At 39.4% G+C, this 16,673-nt stretch carries 16 protein-coding genes; 8 read left to right on the top strand and 8 right to left on the bottom strand.

All coding sequences use genetic code 11. The features are described 5' to 3' along the window. The first annotated feature begins 92 nt into the window (after positions 1 to 92). From VJ09_RS04755 to hisS, 3 genes are read left to right on the top strand one after another with little or no spacing between them, the layout of a single operon-like run. Positions 93 to 1,439, top strand: coding sequence for an ATP phosphoribosyltransferase regulatory subunit (locus VJ09_RS04755; RefSeq protein ID WP_044640474.1), 1,347 nt, complete (start codon positions 93 to 95; stop codon positions 1,437 to 1,439). Beyond that, on the top strand, positions 1,436 to 2,572 hold the full coding sequence (locus tag VJ09_RS04760) for a polyprenyl synthetase family protein (RefSeq protein WP_044640475.1): 1,137 nt from the start codon (positions 1,436 to 1,438) through the stop codon (positions 2,570 to 2,572). The genes VJ09_RS04755 and VJ09_RS04760 overlap by 4 nt, the downstream gene beginning before the upstream one ends. Then, a complete protein-coding gene (gene hisS, locus VJ09_RS04765; protein WP_147635433.1) occupies positions 2,532 to 3,812 on the top strand; it encodes a histidine--tRNA ligase in 1,281 nt (426 codons plus the stop codon). Before VJ09_RS04760 ends, hisS begins: the two co-directional genes overlap by 41 nt. Before the next feature lie 73 nt (positions 3,813 to 3,885). Here hisS and VJ09_RS04770 read toward each other — a convergent pair whose 3' ends face one another. After that, complete coding sequence (locus VJ09_RS04770) at positions 3,886 to 4,890, bottom strand: phosphotransferase (protein ID WP_044640477.1); 1,005 nt, start codon at positions 4,888 to 4,890, stop codon at positions 3,886 to 3,888. Positions 4,891 to 5,156: 266 nt separating this feature from the next. Between VJ09_RS04770 and VJ09_RS04775 the strand changes: the two genes are divergently transcribed. Together VJ09_RS04775 and VJ09_RS04780 are read left to right on the top strand one after the other, a co-directional pair. Continuing rightward, positions 5,157 to 5,348 (top strand): hypothetical protein, encoded by a 192-nt coding sequence (locus VJ09_RS04775; protein ID WP_044640478.1) that lies wholly within the window; start codon positions 5,157 to 5,159, stop codon positions 5,346 to 5,348. An 86-nt stretch (positions 5,349 to 5,434) separates the two neighbouring features. Continuing rightward, entirely contained in the window at positions 5,435 to 6,073 is a 639-nt protein-coding gene (locus tag VJ09_RS04780; RefSeq protein WP_044640479.1) for a hypothetical protein, read from the top strand. 283 nt (positions 6,074 to 6,356) lie between these two features. Here VJ09_RS04780 and VJ09_RS04785 read toward each other — a convergent pair whose 3' ends face one another. The 4 genes from VJ09_RS04785 to VJ09_RS04800 form a co-directional block, all read right to left on the bottom strand. Further along, positions 6,357 to 8,690: a DEAD/DEAH box helicase family protein gene (locus tag VJ09_RS04785; protein ID WP_044640480.1), complete on the bottom strand. Its 2,334-nt coding sequence runs from the start codon at positions 8,688 to 8,690 to the stop codon at positions 6,357 to 6,359. Further along, positions 8,687 to 9,010 (bottom strand): nucleoside triphosphate pyrophosphohydrolase, encoded by a 324-nt coding sequence (locus VJ09_RS04790; protein ID WP_044640481.1) that lies wholly within the window; start codon positions 9,008 to 9,010, stop codon positions 8,687 to 8,689. The genes VJ09_RS04785 and VJ09_RS04790 overlap by 4 nt, the downstream gene beginning before the upstream one ends. 285 nt (positions 9,011 to 9,295) lie before the next feature. Then, complete coding sequence (locus tag VJ09_RS04795) at positions 9,296 to 10,954, bottom strand: DUF262 domain-containing protein (RefSeq protein ID WP_044640482.1); 1,659 nt, start codon at positions 10,952 to 10,954, stop codon at positions 9,296 to 9,298. 173 nt (positions 10,955 to 11,127) lie between these two features. Next, complete coding sequence (locus VJ09_RS04800; RefSeq protein WP_044640483.1) at positions 11,128 to 12,066, bottom strand: alpha/beta hydrolase; 939 nt, start codon at positions 12,064 to 12,066, stop codon at positions 11,128 to 11,130. 236 nt (positions 12,067 to 12,302) lie between these two features. Here VJ09_RS04800 and VJ09_RS18335 point away from each other — a divergent pair, with 236 nt between their 5' ends. The 3 genes from VJ09_RS18335 (at position 12,303) to VJ09_RS04810 (ending at position 14,560) form a co-directional block, all read left to right on the top strand. Next, the gene (locus VJ09_RS18335) at positions 12,303 to 12,467 is read left to right on the top strand and encodes a hypothetical protein (protein ID WP_154662341.1); all 165 of its coding nucleotides are present in this window, start codon (positions 12,303 to 12,305) and stop codon (positions 12,465 to 12,467) included. A gap of 18 nt (positions 12,468 to 12,485) precedes the next feature. Next, a complete protein-coding gene (locus VJ09_RS04805; RefSeq protein ID WP_044640484.1) occupies positions 12,486 to 13,388 on the top strand; it encodes a protein phosphatase 2C domain-containing protein in 903 nt (300 codons plus the stop codon). A gap of 203 nt (positions 13,389 to 13,591) precedes the next feature. After that, positions 13,592 to 14,560: a hypothetical protein gene (locus VJ09_RS04810; RefSeq protein WP_044640485.1), complete on the top strand. Its 969-nt coding sequence runs from the start codon at positions 13,592 to 13,594 to the stop codon at positions 14,558 to 14,560. Positions 14,561 to 14,611: 51 nt separating this feature from the next. On the opposite strand, the gene VJ09_RS04815 is transcribed toward VJ09_RS04810, so the two are convergent. The 3 genes from VJ09_RS04815 to VJ09_RS04825 are packed head-to-tail and all read right to left on the bottom strand — an operon-like array spanning position 14,612 to position 16,573. Beyond that, positions 14,612 to 15,223 (bottom strand): alpha/beta hydrolase, encoded by a 612-nt coding sequence (locus tag VJ09_RS04815; RefSeq protein WP_044641598.1) that lies wholly within the window; start codon positions 15,221 to 15,223, stop codon positions 14,612 to 14,614. Between the two features lie 4 nt (positions 15,224 to 15,227). Next, positions 15,228 to 16,169, bottom strand: coding sequence for a ring-cleaving dioxygenase (locus VJ09_RS04820; RefSeq protein ID WP_044640486.1), 942 nt, complete (start codon positions 16,167 to 16,169; stop codon positions 15,228 to 15,230). Positions 16,170 to 16,183: 14 nt separating this feature from the next. Beyond that, the gene (locus VJ09_RS04825; protein ID WP_044640487.1) at positions 16,184 to 16,573 is read right to left on the bottom strand and encodes a DoxX family protein; all 390 of its coding nucleotides are present in this window, start codon (positions 16,571 to 16,573) and stop codon (positions 16,184 to 16,186) included. Positions 16,574 to 16,673 lie beyond the last annotated feature (100 nt).

The following is a 16,673-nucleotide window of genomic DNA, read 5'->3' on the forward strand; positions in this document are numbered from 1 at the left end:
AAAAGGAAACATTTTTACGCCTAGAATTCTTTTTGAGCTGATTCCGTCTAGTTTTTATCAATCTACTTTATTTTTGAAGGAGTGAGACTTTAATGAAAAAAGTAAATGTTCCGTTACCAGGTCTGAGTGATCGTTTTGGTCCGCAATTAATCCAATTTGAGTATTTACAACAAGTATTGGGGAAAATTGCTCGTCGTTTTGGTTATCAACCGTTAGAAGTACCGATTCTAGAGTATCAAGACTCATTTTCTGAAGATGTGGTAGGGACTTCTCCTTGGCCAGAGTGGAATGAAAAAGGGTGCTTCTATCTGGAAGTACCAAACTATCATCGTTCCTATAACGAAAAACCTGATCTAACTCGTGCTCTACTAATCCCTGAAGGAACTATTTCAGTTACCCGATGGTTAGGAAATTGGATGGATCAAAATCCAGGTACTCCTTTTCCATTGAAAGTGTATTATGAGCTTTCCTGTTTCAGGAATGAACTAACTTCGGAATTATCAGCTGCAAAGCACCGTCAATTCAAGCAATTAGGGGTGGAGATTTTAGGCTCCTCCAATCTCCACGCAGATACAGAGATTATTTATCTGATTCACCGAATGCTAAACGAACTAGGAATTGCGTCTTCCGATATTACCTTCCGGTTCAACCATGTTCACTTGTTTCGTATGATGGTAGAGGATTGTCGGATTGAATGGAAGGATGCTTTAATCATAAAAGAGTCAATGGATGCCTTGGCAGAGTGTCGTGCTGGAAAAAAACCAGAGCGTTGGGATCATGAATATATGAAGATTCAGGAAGTATTGAGCTCTTACGATCTATCTTTGGAACAACAAGCTCGTTGGCAGTTAATTCTTCATCATAAAGAAGGGACCTTCACTGAACTGTACTATAAGCAGTTTCCTATAGATTATCATCCATATTTTGACCAAATGAATCAATGGATTCAGGACTTCAAGAAAGTGGGGATTTATCTCGTCGCTGATCTATGTGTTATTCGATCCCACGAATACTACACTGGATTATCTTATGAAGTAGATGTCCATATGAATGGAAAATCTTTTATCGAAATCGCTGGAGGAGGAAGGTATGATAAACTGGTAGAACATTTTGTCAGTTCCAGTCAACCAGCATCCGTCCCTTGTACAGGATTTGCTTTTGGTACGGAACGTCTCTTCCAAATGTGCCAAGAGTTGGGATTATTCCCACAAGAAACCCGATTAACTCTTCCATATCTTCTAGGAGAAGAGGAGAAAATTCCGCTTGTATACCCAAAAGATTCAAAGGTATGGAGTTATCTTGAGATGGCGAAAATGGTTGAAGATCAACTAGAAACCTTCCATATTTATGTAGGAGAAGAGAACGCAGAAAAGCAGGCGTACTTGGATTTTCATCATTTGGAAGAAGTACTGGTTGTTCATGATGAGGATGCTTTATGAAAATAGCAGAAGCATTTCAAGAATGGAGTCCTGTTCTCTATACCCGATATCAGGAATTAATTTCCCGTTGGAATACGGATATTGATCCAAATATTTTTGGTCACTATCAATCTTATGCTTGGGGAGATCAACATCTCCCCCGCCCTCTTTTAACTTGGATAGGCTATTTGTCCACTAGTACCCAAGCTACTCGAAGTGAACTTGATTCTTTAGGCGATACAGTTTTTCTTTCACAACTACTTCGAGATTTATTAGCCATTCATGATGACATTGTAGATGAAGATCGAATAAAATTTGGTAGTCCTACACTACCTGTTCGTTTGTCTGCAAGGACACAGGAAATTAAAAATTGGAGAGATCAATCGTTGAACAAACAAGGGAAAGATTTGTCTCTCTTTTTTGGAGATAGTTTATTTTCCTTTATCCTTCAAGTTATTATGGATTCTAATCATCCAGAGACAACTAAGTGGAAGTTGCTCAAATTGGTAGAAGAAACGAATCGCCTCACTCAAAGAGGACAAATTCAGGAACTTTTGTTAGCAGAAATTCCATTTACAGAAATACGAATGAATCATCTACTTGAGGTATACCGATGGAAAGCTGGAACTTATTGTTATGCCTTCCCATTTGAAATCGGATGTTTAGTTAACGGATCTATCCCAATAGAAACTCAAAAGAAAGCAAGTACATTACTAACTCAAATTGGTGCAGCTTCCCAAATTATTGATGACATTGCTGGATGCTTTCCAGAAGTGTTAGAGCAAGGAAAAGACACTTTAGGAGAGTTACTTCATTTAAGAAGAACTGTATTATTAGTCGATTTAGCTCACCAACCTCACTTATCTCGACGTGTTCAAGAAATACTAAAGAAATCTGAGTGTTCAATACAAGAAGCATGGATTTTAAAAAAAGAAATGAAGAAAATGGGTACTTTGCAACGTGCAGTTTCGCTTTCTAAATCCTTAATCAATAATGCCGAACAACAAATATCTAATTTTGGCTTTTCTCCTATTTCGACTGAATATTTAACAGACCTTGTCTACAAACGAGTGACTAAAAACATCGAACGAGTGATAAAAGGAAGTGAACAAATTGAAAAAGTTCAGCTCTCAACCAGCGAGGGGGATGCGTGACTTTTTGCCAAGCGAGGTAGAACTGCGAGATTGGATGACCTCTCAAATACTTGAATCTTATCAATCATTTGGTTTCCAGAGAATTGAAACTCCCAGTGTGGAACGTCTTGAACTTTTAACCGGTGGCGATGGCGGCGAAAACTCCAAAATGATCTTTAAAATCATGAAACGACGTGAGAAACTACCTGAATTATCTGCATCAACAAAAGAAGATGATCTAGCAGATTTAGGTTTGCGTTTTGATCTGACTGTTCCGTTAGTACGGTATTATGCACAAAACCGTGCTCAGTTACCTCAACCCATGAAAAGTATTCAAATGGGACCGGTATGGAGAGCAGAGCGACCTCAAAAAGGTAGGTTTCGTCAATTTCTCCAATGTGACATAGACATTATCGGAGAAGCCTCTATTCTCGCTGAAGCTCAATTATTGCTTGCGGCAGGAAAAGCATTGACTCGTCTGGGTTTTGATGAATTAACTTTTCGCATAAATGATCGACGTTTACTTGTTGCTCTTGCAGAAGAAGCAGGGTTTTCCAGTGAAGAACAGAGCTCTCTTTTTATCATTCTCGATAAACTCGATAAACTTGGGATAGATGGAATCAAGAAAGAATTTAAAGAAAAAGGATTCCCTATTAACCGTGTAGAGCAATTCTTAAGCTCAATAGAAGAATCACAACAAGCTCCTATTGAAAAAGTAAATGCTCCAGACAGGCTTTCAGAAGAGGTTATACCAAATTTAAACCTCTTACAAAAGGTTGTGAAAGCTCAATTAGGAGATCAAGTTCAAGTGGTCTTTGATCCAACACTTGTTCGAGGAATGGGATATTATACTGGTCCTATTTTTGAAATTGAGTCTTCTGGACTATCTAGCTCTATTGCGGGTGGAGGTCGTTACGATGAAATGGTTGGTAAATACTTAAAAGAGTCTGTACCAGCTTGTGGTATTTCCATTGGATTTGAACGAATTTGGACCATTTTATCCGAAAAATCACAACAACAAAAGGAGCATGATCTTCCAAATAAACTGGTATTATTGTATCCTTCGACAATAAAATCAGAGGACTACCTAACCTTGTTTGAAAAAGTGAAAGAGTATCAAGATCAAGGATATCAAGTTAATTTACGATCCCAACGGAAAAATTTAAGCAAGCAGTTGAAACAGCTAAAAGAGGAAGGTTTTCTGTTTTTTGTACGATTTAAAGAGTGGGAAATCCGCAAAAATGAATCCACTCCACATTGAGTCCTAGATAGGGCTCTTTTTCTTTTTTACAAAAAAATACGCCAAGAATAAGAAGCTAGTCTTGGCGTATCTCTTAGTCCTGTTCCTCTAAATCAGGAGGCTTTGGCAAGTTGAGCGTTTTAGCAACCATTTGGAGAGCAATTCTTAATTGCAAACGCTGAATTTGTCTAAGTCTAGGTAAACCGGGTATAGGTGGTTTTCCTGCCCGACCAGCAAAAAATCCAGCCATAAAAGCGGTAGCAGCTCGCTCAGCAAAATCGGGAAATATTATTCCTCCTTTTTCCATAATTTTTTTATATTCAGGTAAAAGTCTTTCTGATGACGGACCCCCTTCCCCCATAACACTTGGAAAAAAGAAAATGATATCTAGTATTAATGGACCACTACATAACACAGCCCAATCAAAGAGAACCAATTTTCTGTTTTGAAAACAAAGATTATCAGAACGAATGTCGCAATGAATTAATCCCCAAGGTTGATCGGATCTCATTGCTTCTGACTCAGTTGCTATTAGAATATCGATTACATCATGAAGCCAATCCTTTGCCATCTCGCTGTTCTCTTTAAACAATGCTAAAAATTGACTTAATTCATCTCGATTATCTTTTATGAGTTTCCAGCTACTATCGTAATTTCTGGTGATAATGGATTTTACTTTTTTCTCTTCCGCTATACCACATAGATGGAATTTTGCTATGTCATGTACAGCTTTTATTGCTAATTCTTCAGTCCAAGGGGGGACCTTATGACTTGTAGTTAAATCCTCTAGAAATAAAAGATGCCACTCTTTCGTCTTAACAGAACCGAAGTAAGCTGGAGATAAAGGACGGATCACTTCTATATTTTGATAAACCCATTCCTCCCATTCTACTCCACTCCAATTTACACTAGTTGATCCTTTGCCAGCCCCTTTTGCAAATATCGTACGACCATCCTCTAGAATTAGACGAAAAGTAGCACTAGGTCCAAATCCCCCGAAAACTCTGTAAGCTTTTATCACAGGGGAGCCCAAGTAATTTTCAATTTCTCTTCGTACTTCAAGCGGTACATCTCTCCAAAATGGTTTAGATTCACGCAAGGAAAGACCTCCTACTTAATAATAGTCAATAGTTTCAGTCAATTTTAATCTACTAGATCGTCCAGATCAAACCATATATAGAAAAAACTATGTTATTTTTTCCATAGTGATAATTGTCTTTGCACATATTACCTACCTAGTAGCTTGTTTTCCTATCAAGAGAGAGCATCGAATCAACCAGAAACATTCTATTAAACAGAATTTTGATATAATAATAAGGAATCACTGTTTTCGTCAGTAAGAATGCCAACATCAGGAGGGGTTTTATGCAACTGTTCCATGCTGGACTGATATTCTTCTGGGAAAGCAAAGTTGACGATCAAAAAGATAAGAAAACAGAGCAAGAAGTGTATTGCGAAATGGGAACTCGAGGATGTAATGGATTAACTAGGCGTAATTGGCGTGGTGTAATGTACTGTGACGAGTGTGACAAAGAAGACTTCAGTCAATCCACATAAAATATAGAAAGAGCCGTTGTTCCATTGACGGCTCTTTTTTTATTATGATATGATTTTGACCAACTCACTTAGGCAGGTGTAAAAATTTGGAATTTCGTCCAAACTACCATCTTTCGTTTGAAGAAATGCGTAAAGAACGATGGACTTCGATTGAAGGTTTTCTTAAAGGGATTAAGCCTGCTTGCTATGAAAGTATCGAGCGTATTTCTGATGAGCATCTGCAAGAATTACAATCCTATCCCCACTTAGACAATGGTAGAGAAGTTATCTACTTCCAATCTGCTGATCTATTGCAGACATTTGAGGGAAAAGTAAAGTATCTAGAAAAAGGTTCCCCAGATTGGGTAGCGGTCTTAGGAGAAACATTAGGTTATCCACCAAAAGCGGTTCAGTACTATACAGAACATTGGAAACGGCATTTAGTAGATCAAGAAGCGGAACGAATCTATCACCAAAATCATCACATTGGGATGAAGTACGCTGGAATCCAATCCGCTAGTCACATCCAAGACTTAATAGAAAACGTGCATTGGTTTTGGAATACCTACCAATACCCTATCTCGTTATGGGTCATGGTGTACTACGCAAAGGAGGACATTGGTGCTGACTTCCGAATTCGTTACCGAAATGAGCAGGAACTAATCGAGGTAAACAAGACGGTCATAGCCATTTTGGAACAGAACAAACAGAGTATCGTCGAAAAAGAGGCGATTGCACTCGGCTGAGAAAGAGTATATATCGTTTATAAGATGATAGACTTCGAAAAGGAAGTCTTTTTTTGTTTTGGTGTGGCTATTTATCCTTTTTGCAAAAGACATATTCCTTGAGTACACCTACACTAACAAAAAACAAGGCTAGAGCTACTAATCTCTACCTTGTTTTTATCTACATATCCCATTTATCCACCAGTATCTATACCAATACATGCTGCCTGCGTTCCAAAACTCTTGGAGTCAATCATCCCAAAAGAGCAATGCACATGACTAACAAATTACATGCCCTAGTACTTTATTTATCAGCCTTTTTCTCAAAATATAAATGCAAGCGATATTCACAAATCTCTTTTACCATCTGGTATAGTTCCTTTGTACCAAGTTCTGCATAACCCTTTACATAAAATTGATTCCCCTTTAACTCAAAAATCCCCTTTGATGATCCTGACCATTTGCTCATTGGCATATTATAAATCAGCTTGGTAACTGTCTCTTCGTTATTAGAGATTTCGTCGATTTTCCTTCGATAAGGAACCTTCATTAGATATTCCATGAAAATAGGAGTTGCAACTTCAGCGGTTATCGGGTGCGCCCAGCGGTCTTTCCCACGCTCAAGCATCGATAATAGAAGTACCATTTTATAACTTTTGTTCATTACAGTTTTTTCGATATCTTGCAAAATAGGAGAATATGTTTTTACTATATCTTTCTCATTATTATTTAACTCATTTTCAGCTAATAAAAACTCCGCAAAAGACCCCCATTCCTTTTTGTATTTACTAGCATCTTCTCTACCATAAAGATGCGTTTCCAAATAAGTAGGTCTTCTCCCTAACTCTCGTTTCACATCATAGTAGCTTTCTATTAATCGGTTATTAAGTGGCTTCTTATAATATTTAATGATATCGATTGCTTTTGTCTCTAGTTCAAACTCACATAACTCGGGGACAATTGGCTCATAAATCTTTTTTGGCTCTCCAGTCATTTTATTAAAAAGGCATAGTTTCGCATCCAAGTTTCGATAATTGCCGATTAAATCAATAATTTGGCAATATTGTTTGCCTTCTGCTAACCTCAAACCACGCCCTATCTGTTGGGTAAACACAGAGATTGATTCTGTTGGTCGAACAAAAAGCAAGGTGTCCACTAAAGGAATATCCACACCTTCATTAAACAAATCTACCGTAAAGATAATATCAATTTCTCTGGCTTCTAACGATTCAATTGCATTCTGTCTAGATGCTGATCTGGAATGAAGGGATACTGCTCGAACATCATTCTTGTTAAAAAAGTCGGTTAAAAAATCAGCTTGTCTAATCGAAGAACAGAATCCTATTGTTCTAGATTGACGATGCTTCTCCCACGCTTGAAAAATCTTTTGAGCCATATTTTCTTGAATTTGAACAGCTTCTAATTGATCAGAATCATATTTTCCACCAACTACTCTAATCTTTGAGTAATCAATGTCGTCATAAACTCCTACATAATGAAAGGGGACTAAGAAACCTTTTTCAATAGCTTCCAAGAAATGCATTTGAAAAGCTACATTATTATCACATAGTGCATAAATATTTGCTCCATCTAGGCGGTCAGGCGTTGCTGTCATTCCCAGTAAAAATTTAGGTTGGAAATATTCAATTACTTTGCGATAAGAATTAGCCGCTGCATGATGAAATTCGTCTACTATGATTAAATCAAAAGCATTTGAAGAAAAGGATGTTAAGTGATGTTTCATGGAAAGAGTTTGGATGGAAGCAAATAAAACATCGCAATCTTTTTCTTTATTTTTCCCAAAATACAATCCAGTAGAAAGTGTGTCATCTACCTTTTTAAATGACCGCTCTGCTTGACGTAGAATCTCTTCTCTATGTGCAATGAAAAGCACTTTCGAAAATGATTTTGCAAAGAAAGCACTTAGGTATGTTTTCCCAAGTCCCGTTGCCATCACAACCATGGAACGCTGATATCCTTCATCTAATGACTCTTGCAAACATTTTAGTGCTTCTACTTGTACATCATGAGGAGTAATTTCAATACTACTTTCCAACTCCCCATGGACCGTAGAAATCTCTTTTTCTGCGATGTCATCCCCTAATGAAGTTGATAGTTTTTTATGATTATCTTCATATTCCGCTTGGTATAACTGAATTGTTTCTCCATTTATTGAAATCGTCTGTTCGTGATAGAAAACATCCATAAATTCCATAAATGCCTGCTCATATACTTCAGAATCTATACTCTTAGATAATGATAAGTTCCACTCCACTCCAGTCTGCAATGCACTTTGTGATAAATTAGATGATCCTATCACTATAAATCCTTCTTTTTCTGAACGAAACAAATATGCTTTTGGATGGAAGGAACGATTATTTGTACGAAACATTCTTATCTCTATTCCGTCAATGGTAAGAAGTTTTTCGAGAGCGTCAGGGGATGTAATATATAAATAATCACCTGTACAAATTTTAATATCAGCTCCCCGTTGAGAAGCTTTTTTTAAGGATTCATATATTAACGTTACCCCTGATTTCATAATAAAAGAAGATAGTATGTAGATGGAATCAGACTTTTCGATACCTTGAATTAAATGCGGATAAAGATTTGATGTGTGTAGTTCCATTTGAATCATTCTTTAACCTCAGAAAGAAACAATCTTTTTTGAAATCCGCCACGTTTTTCTGCTTTTTCACTTCGAATCTCTTCTAATTTCTCTCGACTAGAACCATGAACTTCAGCAAGAGCGTAAATCAATTCAAGCAGATCTGCCAATTCTTCTAATGAATCCTGATCGTTTTCGCTTTCTAGATATTCTAGTAATTCTTCCTCTAATTTCTTTCGTGCCTCCACAAGGTACTCTTTCTCATCTAATTTACGAAATACCGCCTCCTTATTGGAGTTTACAATAATTTCAGGAATTCGATCTCTGACAAGCTTGTTATATACCGGCATGACATCCCCCTACTTTCTCTTATAAAATATACCAAAGCAAAAATTCGTTTTAGATTGGATACAAGTTAATTGTAACCCCTTTTATCCAAAAATTGCTACTAACTAATTCCCTTTACTTTGAATAGGAATAAAAATTAAGTACGGGATAGTACATAGAATTGGTTTATGGGTCATCATCATAATAAGTATTGGCTTAGGTATAGTTGAATATTTTTCATAACAAAAGAAAGAGTCTCGCACACTGTCTCGTGCAGGCTCTCCTTTTTGTCTCGCCTTATCCTTATCCTACAAGTCCCACTCATCTACTAGCATCCGTACCAACATATTCTGTCTGCGTTCCAATACATTAGGTGTCCATTCTTGCTCATTGATCACTTGAGACGTGAGAGCAAAAGTGCTCACTCCGTTTCTGGATTGAAAATAACTTTCCTTTTTCTTTTTAAACTCAAAATTTCTAGCTTGGGAATTCTTCTTTCTTGTTAAGAGAACGAGATTTCCTAGTTTATGAACATACCTCTCGATATCTTGGAAGTTTCTGCACCAAATACTATTTTCCGTAGGGTTCTGCGGGAGGACATGTTCTACCGTAATGGTATCGTGATCATAATAAGGCTGTCCCTCTGATAGTAATCCGTCCAATTTTAATAAGACATAACGCTTTGCCGAATCTTTCCATTTTGTATACACATCGTCCATCAAAGCTTCTTGTACTTCTCTTTTCTCCTGAGGAGTGATCTCCAACGATTCCATTGAAAAGTCCGCTTTATTCTCTTCCATATCTCGAAGGATTCCCGAGTACTTTGATTGTCTCCAGTTGAAGTTCTTACGGAGAATCATATGGACTGCAGCAAAGCGCTCTAATTTTCGGAGGAACAAGTGGGCATTTTCCCGACAGTTATGTAAGTAATACATGGCAACGGGAAGCCAGTCGATATTGTCGATGCGATTTAGCATTTCTAGCACCCGACCTTGGTTAAGTCGTTGTGCCTTGTAATCGATTAACTGGATATAGAGATCACTATAAGGCAATAACACCTCATCGACAAACGCTTTGCCAGATACGCGATTGAAAATATCATCGTACTCATCTTTTAGATTACCTAGACCTTTGCGCTTTTGGATAATCATCCGAATATGTGAAAACAGTTCATTAAACCGCTCACGACCCAAAGTACTCTCTACATCTTCCCATTTTTCCGTATAGGACTCTTGTTCGCTTTCCGGAATCTCTCCGATCACTCTTGCTTTGAAAATATCACTAGCCATGAGATCTAACCCACGATCATTCAATACGGTAAAGATCCGAAAAGCGGAATCAAAGTTAGGAGTAGAGACCACCACAATATAGCACAGAGTGGCAACTACGCTAGATAGAGTTGTCATGGTAGATGGGTCTAAGTCATTGAGTCGATCAAGGTAATAAAGAGAGTTATCCCGTATTAAACCTTGACTATCAGTTTTGACAGGGGTGCTTTTGGATAGCTTTCTGATTCCGCCTCGTTCTTGGATATATTTCTTGAAAAAGTCGTTGTCCTTTTTCCGCAATCGAAGACGGTATGTATCCTCGATCTTGCGAATTCTACTACCGCGCTGAACAACTAATTCATCAATCTCATCGGCATATTCTTCTGGCAGATAACTGCGCAGGGCAGACAAAAGAATCGTCAGAGTAGTTAGCCTCTGCTGTCCATCCAATACTTCCGCTTCTGGCTTTTCCCCTTTTACCAGGACAATACTACCTAGAAAATACGGCTCTGGAACTTGCTCGACACTTCGCTCGGTAATTTGATGATGCTCGATAAAATCCAACAGATCATCTAGCAATTCTCCAGCTTGTTCTGTCGTCCAAGAATACGGTCTTTGCACCGACGGGACGATAAATAAGTAGTCATCGCTAAAAACCTTATGTAATGGTGTCTCTTGTGCTGTTAGTGTGGAATGCATAGTAACCTCTCTTATATAAGAATAAAAATTTCCGTGCAGGAATGGATTCACAATATTAGTATTGTAAGCCTTTTTCTAGATTGGTGCTACTGGATAAATTATTTGGACTTTTTACAAAAACCGCTAACGAAGTAGCGGTTTTTTTCAGTTCTTTCACTACTGATAAGAAACCACTACCTCTTGCTCATCGGAAGGTGTTTGTTTAACCATGCGATCACATCTTGATAAACTTCTTCCCGATTGGACTCATTTAACATTTCATGCCGACCGCCAGGATACAACTTATATGACACATCGACGATCCCCGCTTTTTGGAAATGGTGATACGTTTTGAGGACTCCTCTACCGTTATCGCCAACTGGATCTTGATCACCTGAGAAAAGAAAGATTGGTAAGTTCTTTGGAACTTGATTTAGGTTTTCTGGCTTATCCGATTGATTTACTCCGCTGAACAAATCATAAAAAAAGCTGGTAGTTGGCACATAACCACAAAATGGATCAGCGATATATTTATCTACTTCTCGTTCATCCCGACTCAAATAATCAAATTCTGTACGAATCGGTTGAAAAGCTCGATTAAAATTTCCGAATACTAATCGATTAAGTAAGTTGCTCTTAGTTCGCTTCCCTTTTATTTTCCTTTCTACATTAGCGAACTGAATACCCAACCAACTGAGAATTCCTTGATCTGCTCCCGTACCAGATAAAATTACTCCATCCAACTCCATACCGTATTTTTGTATATACCGCCGTGATAAGAATGAACCCATACTATGCCCAAATAGAAAAAACGGGATCTGTGGATACTCCTTCTTTATAATGTTAGTAAGCTGATAAAGATCATCCACGACAAGCTCCCAACCGTTTTCTTCAGCAAAATACCCTAATTCTTCTTCCTTGCCTGCTGTTTGACCATGCCCCCGATGATCATTGGCATAGACTACATATCCAGCTTCTACTAACTTAGTAGCAAATTCATGGTACCTTTTGGAATGTTCGGCCATACCATGGGCAATTTGCACAATTCCAATAGGGGATGAGTCTGACTTCCATTTATGAACATAAATTTTTGCATGATCAGTAGTTTGAAACGTAAAAAAGCTAGGCTTCATTGATCTCCTCTTCTTTCCCTATAAATTGTTTTCCAGCACATTACATGACGACTATATCAAACAAATAAGGATACGAACTATCACTATTTATGTATGCTCCTTTACTTATCGTTTCGCTATAATAGAAAGAAATCTCACTCTTCCCATTAGGTATAATTATCAAAAATAGGAAAATTCGCATAGAACATTTAATAAAAATTGTTAGATCTATTTTTCTATAGAAGGAGGTCTATTCCTTGTTTTTAGTTTGGTATGATGAACTATCGGAATGGGAATTTCCAGATTTAAATTTACCAGAAATCCCATTTCATCCCTTTACCAATACAGAAGACTTTACTGTTCTTGGTGTGTTTTTGATCGTCGTACTTTGTATTGTCATATCGCAGTTGCCAAAAAGTTAGTCATTTGGAGGAATGCACATGTTTCCACTTCACATCACAACGCTATATGAAAAAGGTATCTCTACTACCAATGAGGATCGCTATCTCTGTATCCATGAGAAAGGTATCTTTGCTGTAATGGACGGCGCAACGGGCCTAGGCAAGCTAACGGGCGAATTAGCAGCGCAAACGATTTGTGACCGCCTCCAAGAAATCCAACCTGAAGAAAATCTATTAGATGTAACTCTATCTGCCAATCAATTGCTAGGGAAACGAGTTCGTGAGCTGATGGGTGTAGATCAGGTCGAAGAAATTCCCAAGACAGATCGAAGTACCACAGGACTGGTAGCAGTACGATTTTTAGAGAACAATACAATGGAGTATGTACACAGTGGAGATTGCATGATCATGGTAGAGTACGAAGAAGGAGTTCTTCGTATGTTAACTCACGATTCTCTCTCCCGATTGGATGAAATTGCCATCCGAGAACGTGCACAACTTCTTCAGGAAAAAGCAGGCGATGAAAACCCAAATGGCTGGTCAGATGAAAAGCGTAAGCAGGTCAACCAAGAGATTTGGCAAGAACTCCAAGAGGTTTTACAGCGCAATCGCAATCTCCTCAATACAAAAGAGGGTTATCCTGTACTCGATGGTTCGAAAAAAGCAGAACAAATGATCAGCTATGGTCTCATCCCACTCATACGTGCCCGAAAAATCTTGCTGTTATCGGATGGCCTTGTCCTTCCTCATCAAAAGGCAAGTGCGGACCAGATGTGGATTGAGACAGCTAAGCTTGCATTTTCTCAAGGGCTTCCTGCATTATATGAACAAGTTCAGTCATTAGAAGAAGCAGATCCGATGTGTTATCTCTATCCTCGATTTAAAAAAGCAGATGATAAAACAGGAATTTTGATAGAACTAAATAAAAACAGCACTCTCTAGTACGTGAAAGGGAGGCTGTTTTTATTTTTGCAAAAATTTTAGGAACCAAGACCCCATTTTTTTTGCTATACTATTCTTAATCTTGTTTCCTATCTAGCAACCGTCCCGGATTACAGGGGTGCCCATGAATGACGATGGGCATCTGCCTGTACGTCATTCATGGGTCACCCCTATTTCTCGATTCTAAATAGGGAGTGATTAGAATGGCGAATTACAATATTGAAGTTCGTTGTCAGGCAGGAAGCAATACAAAACCGAATGAAGATGGTTATGTGATCATCCAACATGAGCGTTTTGTATTGTCCGTCACTATCGATGGTGTTTCTGGTGCAGGTGGTCTGTCTGGGCGTTTTGCCACAGACAACCTCAAGCGGGGCATTCATACCGTAATGGAGACTTATATTGCAGAACTCGACACGGATCCAACCCTTCCAATAGATCTCAAAACCATTCTTATCTATGCATGTAATTATCATGCGGAGATGACCTTGCAAGAAACCGGGAAACGACCTGACGAGATGGAACCATTTGAGCGGGCAGGTGCTTGCTTGGCGGCGACTCTAGTAGACTTCCGGTACCAAGAAGTGCAGTTCGTCTGTCTCGGGGATACATTGCCATATTATATGGACAAAGAAGGGAAGATTCACTTTCCTTTCCGCGACACAGTAGAAAAGCACGATCGCAAGTCGATCAAGCTACGGACAAAGGCACTTCATAAGCTTCTAGAAGAAAGAGAACTCACTCTAGACGATATTCGCAATGACGAAGAACAAATCGCAGAAATCAACAAACTCGTCCGTGCAGACAAGAAGGTGCGCCAAGCAGTACCCAATATGCGGTACAGAGCTAACAAGCGCTTTCACTTCTACACTGTTCTGGACGGAACCAAGGATTCCATGCGGTCGATTCAAAAGAATTACTGCAAGGTAAGCCTTGATAATGTTCAATCCATTGGAGGTTCATCTGACGGATTGTTGTACATGCTTCAAAACACGAGAGACAACGCTCGTGCTTGGAGGATGACAGCCAAAATCGCATTTCGCGATGGCATCGATTCTCTGTTCCAGGTGATCGAGAATCTTGAGAACTACGACCCTATCGGTGCTGTCCTACCACGGATGAAGCGCCGCGATGACAAGGTGATTGTCCTGATCCGGGATATTACCTTGTAATCAAAGGAGCCACACTCTATCCAGATCATTCTGGACTGAGTGTGGCTTCTCTCATATTCTAAATGCGGTTTGAAACCATTTAGCGGCTTGTTCAATCTCTGGCATCGTAAGTTGATGCCCACCTGACTGCCACTGAACTTTTACTTCTGCACCTGTTGATTGCAATAGTTTCTCTAGTTCCTCTGTCTCTTCTGGAGGGCAAATCGGATCTTGTCGACCTGCTGTTAGAAGAACAGGTATACCAGAATGATCAGGTAAGGTAATTCCTCTTCGCGGAACCATGGGATGCAGTAGAATTGCCCCTGCCAAACTTCCTGCATAATGGAACAATAGGCTAGCTGCAATGTTTGCCCCATTGGAGTAACCAACCGCCACTACATGAGAGCGATCAAATTGGTAGTCTATAGCCGCTTGATTAAGGAATTCATTGAGTTCCTTTGTACGGAAAACAAGATCTTCTTCATCAAACACACCCATTGACAGACGGCGGAAAAAACGCGGCATTCCATTTTCCAATACATTCCCTCTTACACTGAGCACAGAGGAGCCAGGTGAGATCATGTTTTTGAGTGGTACCAAATCTCGCTCATCGCCACCTGTACCATGAAGCAAGAGCAAGACAGGCGCTTGCGGGTCGTTTCCTTTTTCAAAAAAATGCTTCATAAATTCACTTCCTTTTACCATTAGGCACGATCACCTTTGGAAGGACTGCTTCGATTTTTTCCCGATGTGGCTCATACCAAGCTGGTAGCTTTAATTCTTGCCCTAATTTTTCATACGTTTCATCCCACTGAAAACCAGGAGGATCCGTCGCAATTTCAAAAAGAATCCCACCCGATTCTCGGAAATAGAGAGCGTTAAAATATTGTCGATCTACAATTTCGGTGGGGACTAATCCATATTGTCCAATTGTTTGACGCCAAGCTAGATGGTCTTCATCATCTTTCGCACGCCACGCAATATGATGCACTGTTCCTGCTCCTAGATTGCCAACAGGTACTGGGTTCATCTCCAGATCGATCACTTGCCCTAAATCCCCAGTGGCTTGATAGCGAATCATCTCACCCTCTTGTCCCACTCGAGTAAGTCCCAATCCCTTTTCGAGTACTTTTCCTGTCTCTGAAGGTCGAAGGCTAAACAATAGTGCGCCACCAAAACCTTTTATCGCGTACTCTACCGGTATCCCCTCTGCTGTCCAGTTACTTTGTGGTCCAGCGCTTCGAGCGACAATCTCCAACTGAAGACCATGCCCATCCCGAAATTGGAGAAATGTCTCTCCAAAGCGTACTTCCTCCATTACGGATACATTGGCTTCACGAAGACGTTCTTTCCAAAAAGGAAGTGCTCCCTCCGGTACGACAAACGTTGTCCAGCCAACTTGTCCACCACCTACACGCCCGCGATGCGCCCCAGACCACGGGAAAAAAGTCATAATCGTTCCTGGATTCCCAACATCATCACCAAAGTAAAAGTGATAAGTACCTGGATCATCAAAGTTGATCGTCTTTTTCACAAAGCGTAAGCCAAGTAATCCAGCATAGAAATCCATATTTACTTGTGGATCTCCTACAATCGCTGTAATGTGATGGATACCACTCGTCCGTTTCATCCTCTTAATCCTCCTCAAACTCCAATTGCATAAGCTCCTGGTCCTGCTAGTGCTACTCCAATTGCAACCACGATCAGAACCAAATTAAATTCAAATCCATCTTGTGTTACCCAAAGTCCATTTTTTCCATGTACGGTCGCGATGGCAACTACCATAGTCGCCACGATGAAGAATGCACCAACCCACAATAGATAACCACTCGCGAATAGGATTCCCCCGAGTAGTTCCCCTAAACCAGCCATGGTAGCCATGACAACACCAGGTCGAACTCCAATCGATTCTAACCAACCTGCTGTACCTTTGAGGCCGTATCCTCCAAACCAGCCAAATAATTTTTGTGCACCATGCCCAATAAACAATACTCCTACTACAAGACGAATAAGAAAAAGTCCTAAATCTAACATAACATGTTACTCCCTTCAGTTATTGTGTAACTTACTTTTAGTAAGTACATAGTAATATTTAACTTACTTTTTGTCAATTACTTATTTTTAGTATGTGATT

Origin of the sequence: Risungbinella massiliensis (genome assembly GCF_000942395.1) — a bacterium.
In the GTDB taxonomy this organism is placed as follows: domain Bacteria; phylum Bacillota; class Bacilli; order Thermoactinomycetales; family Thermoactinomycetaceae; genus Risungbinella; species Risungbinella massiliensis.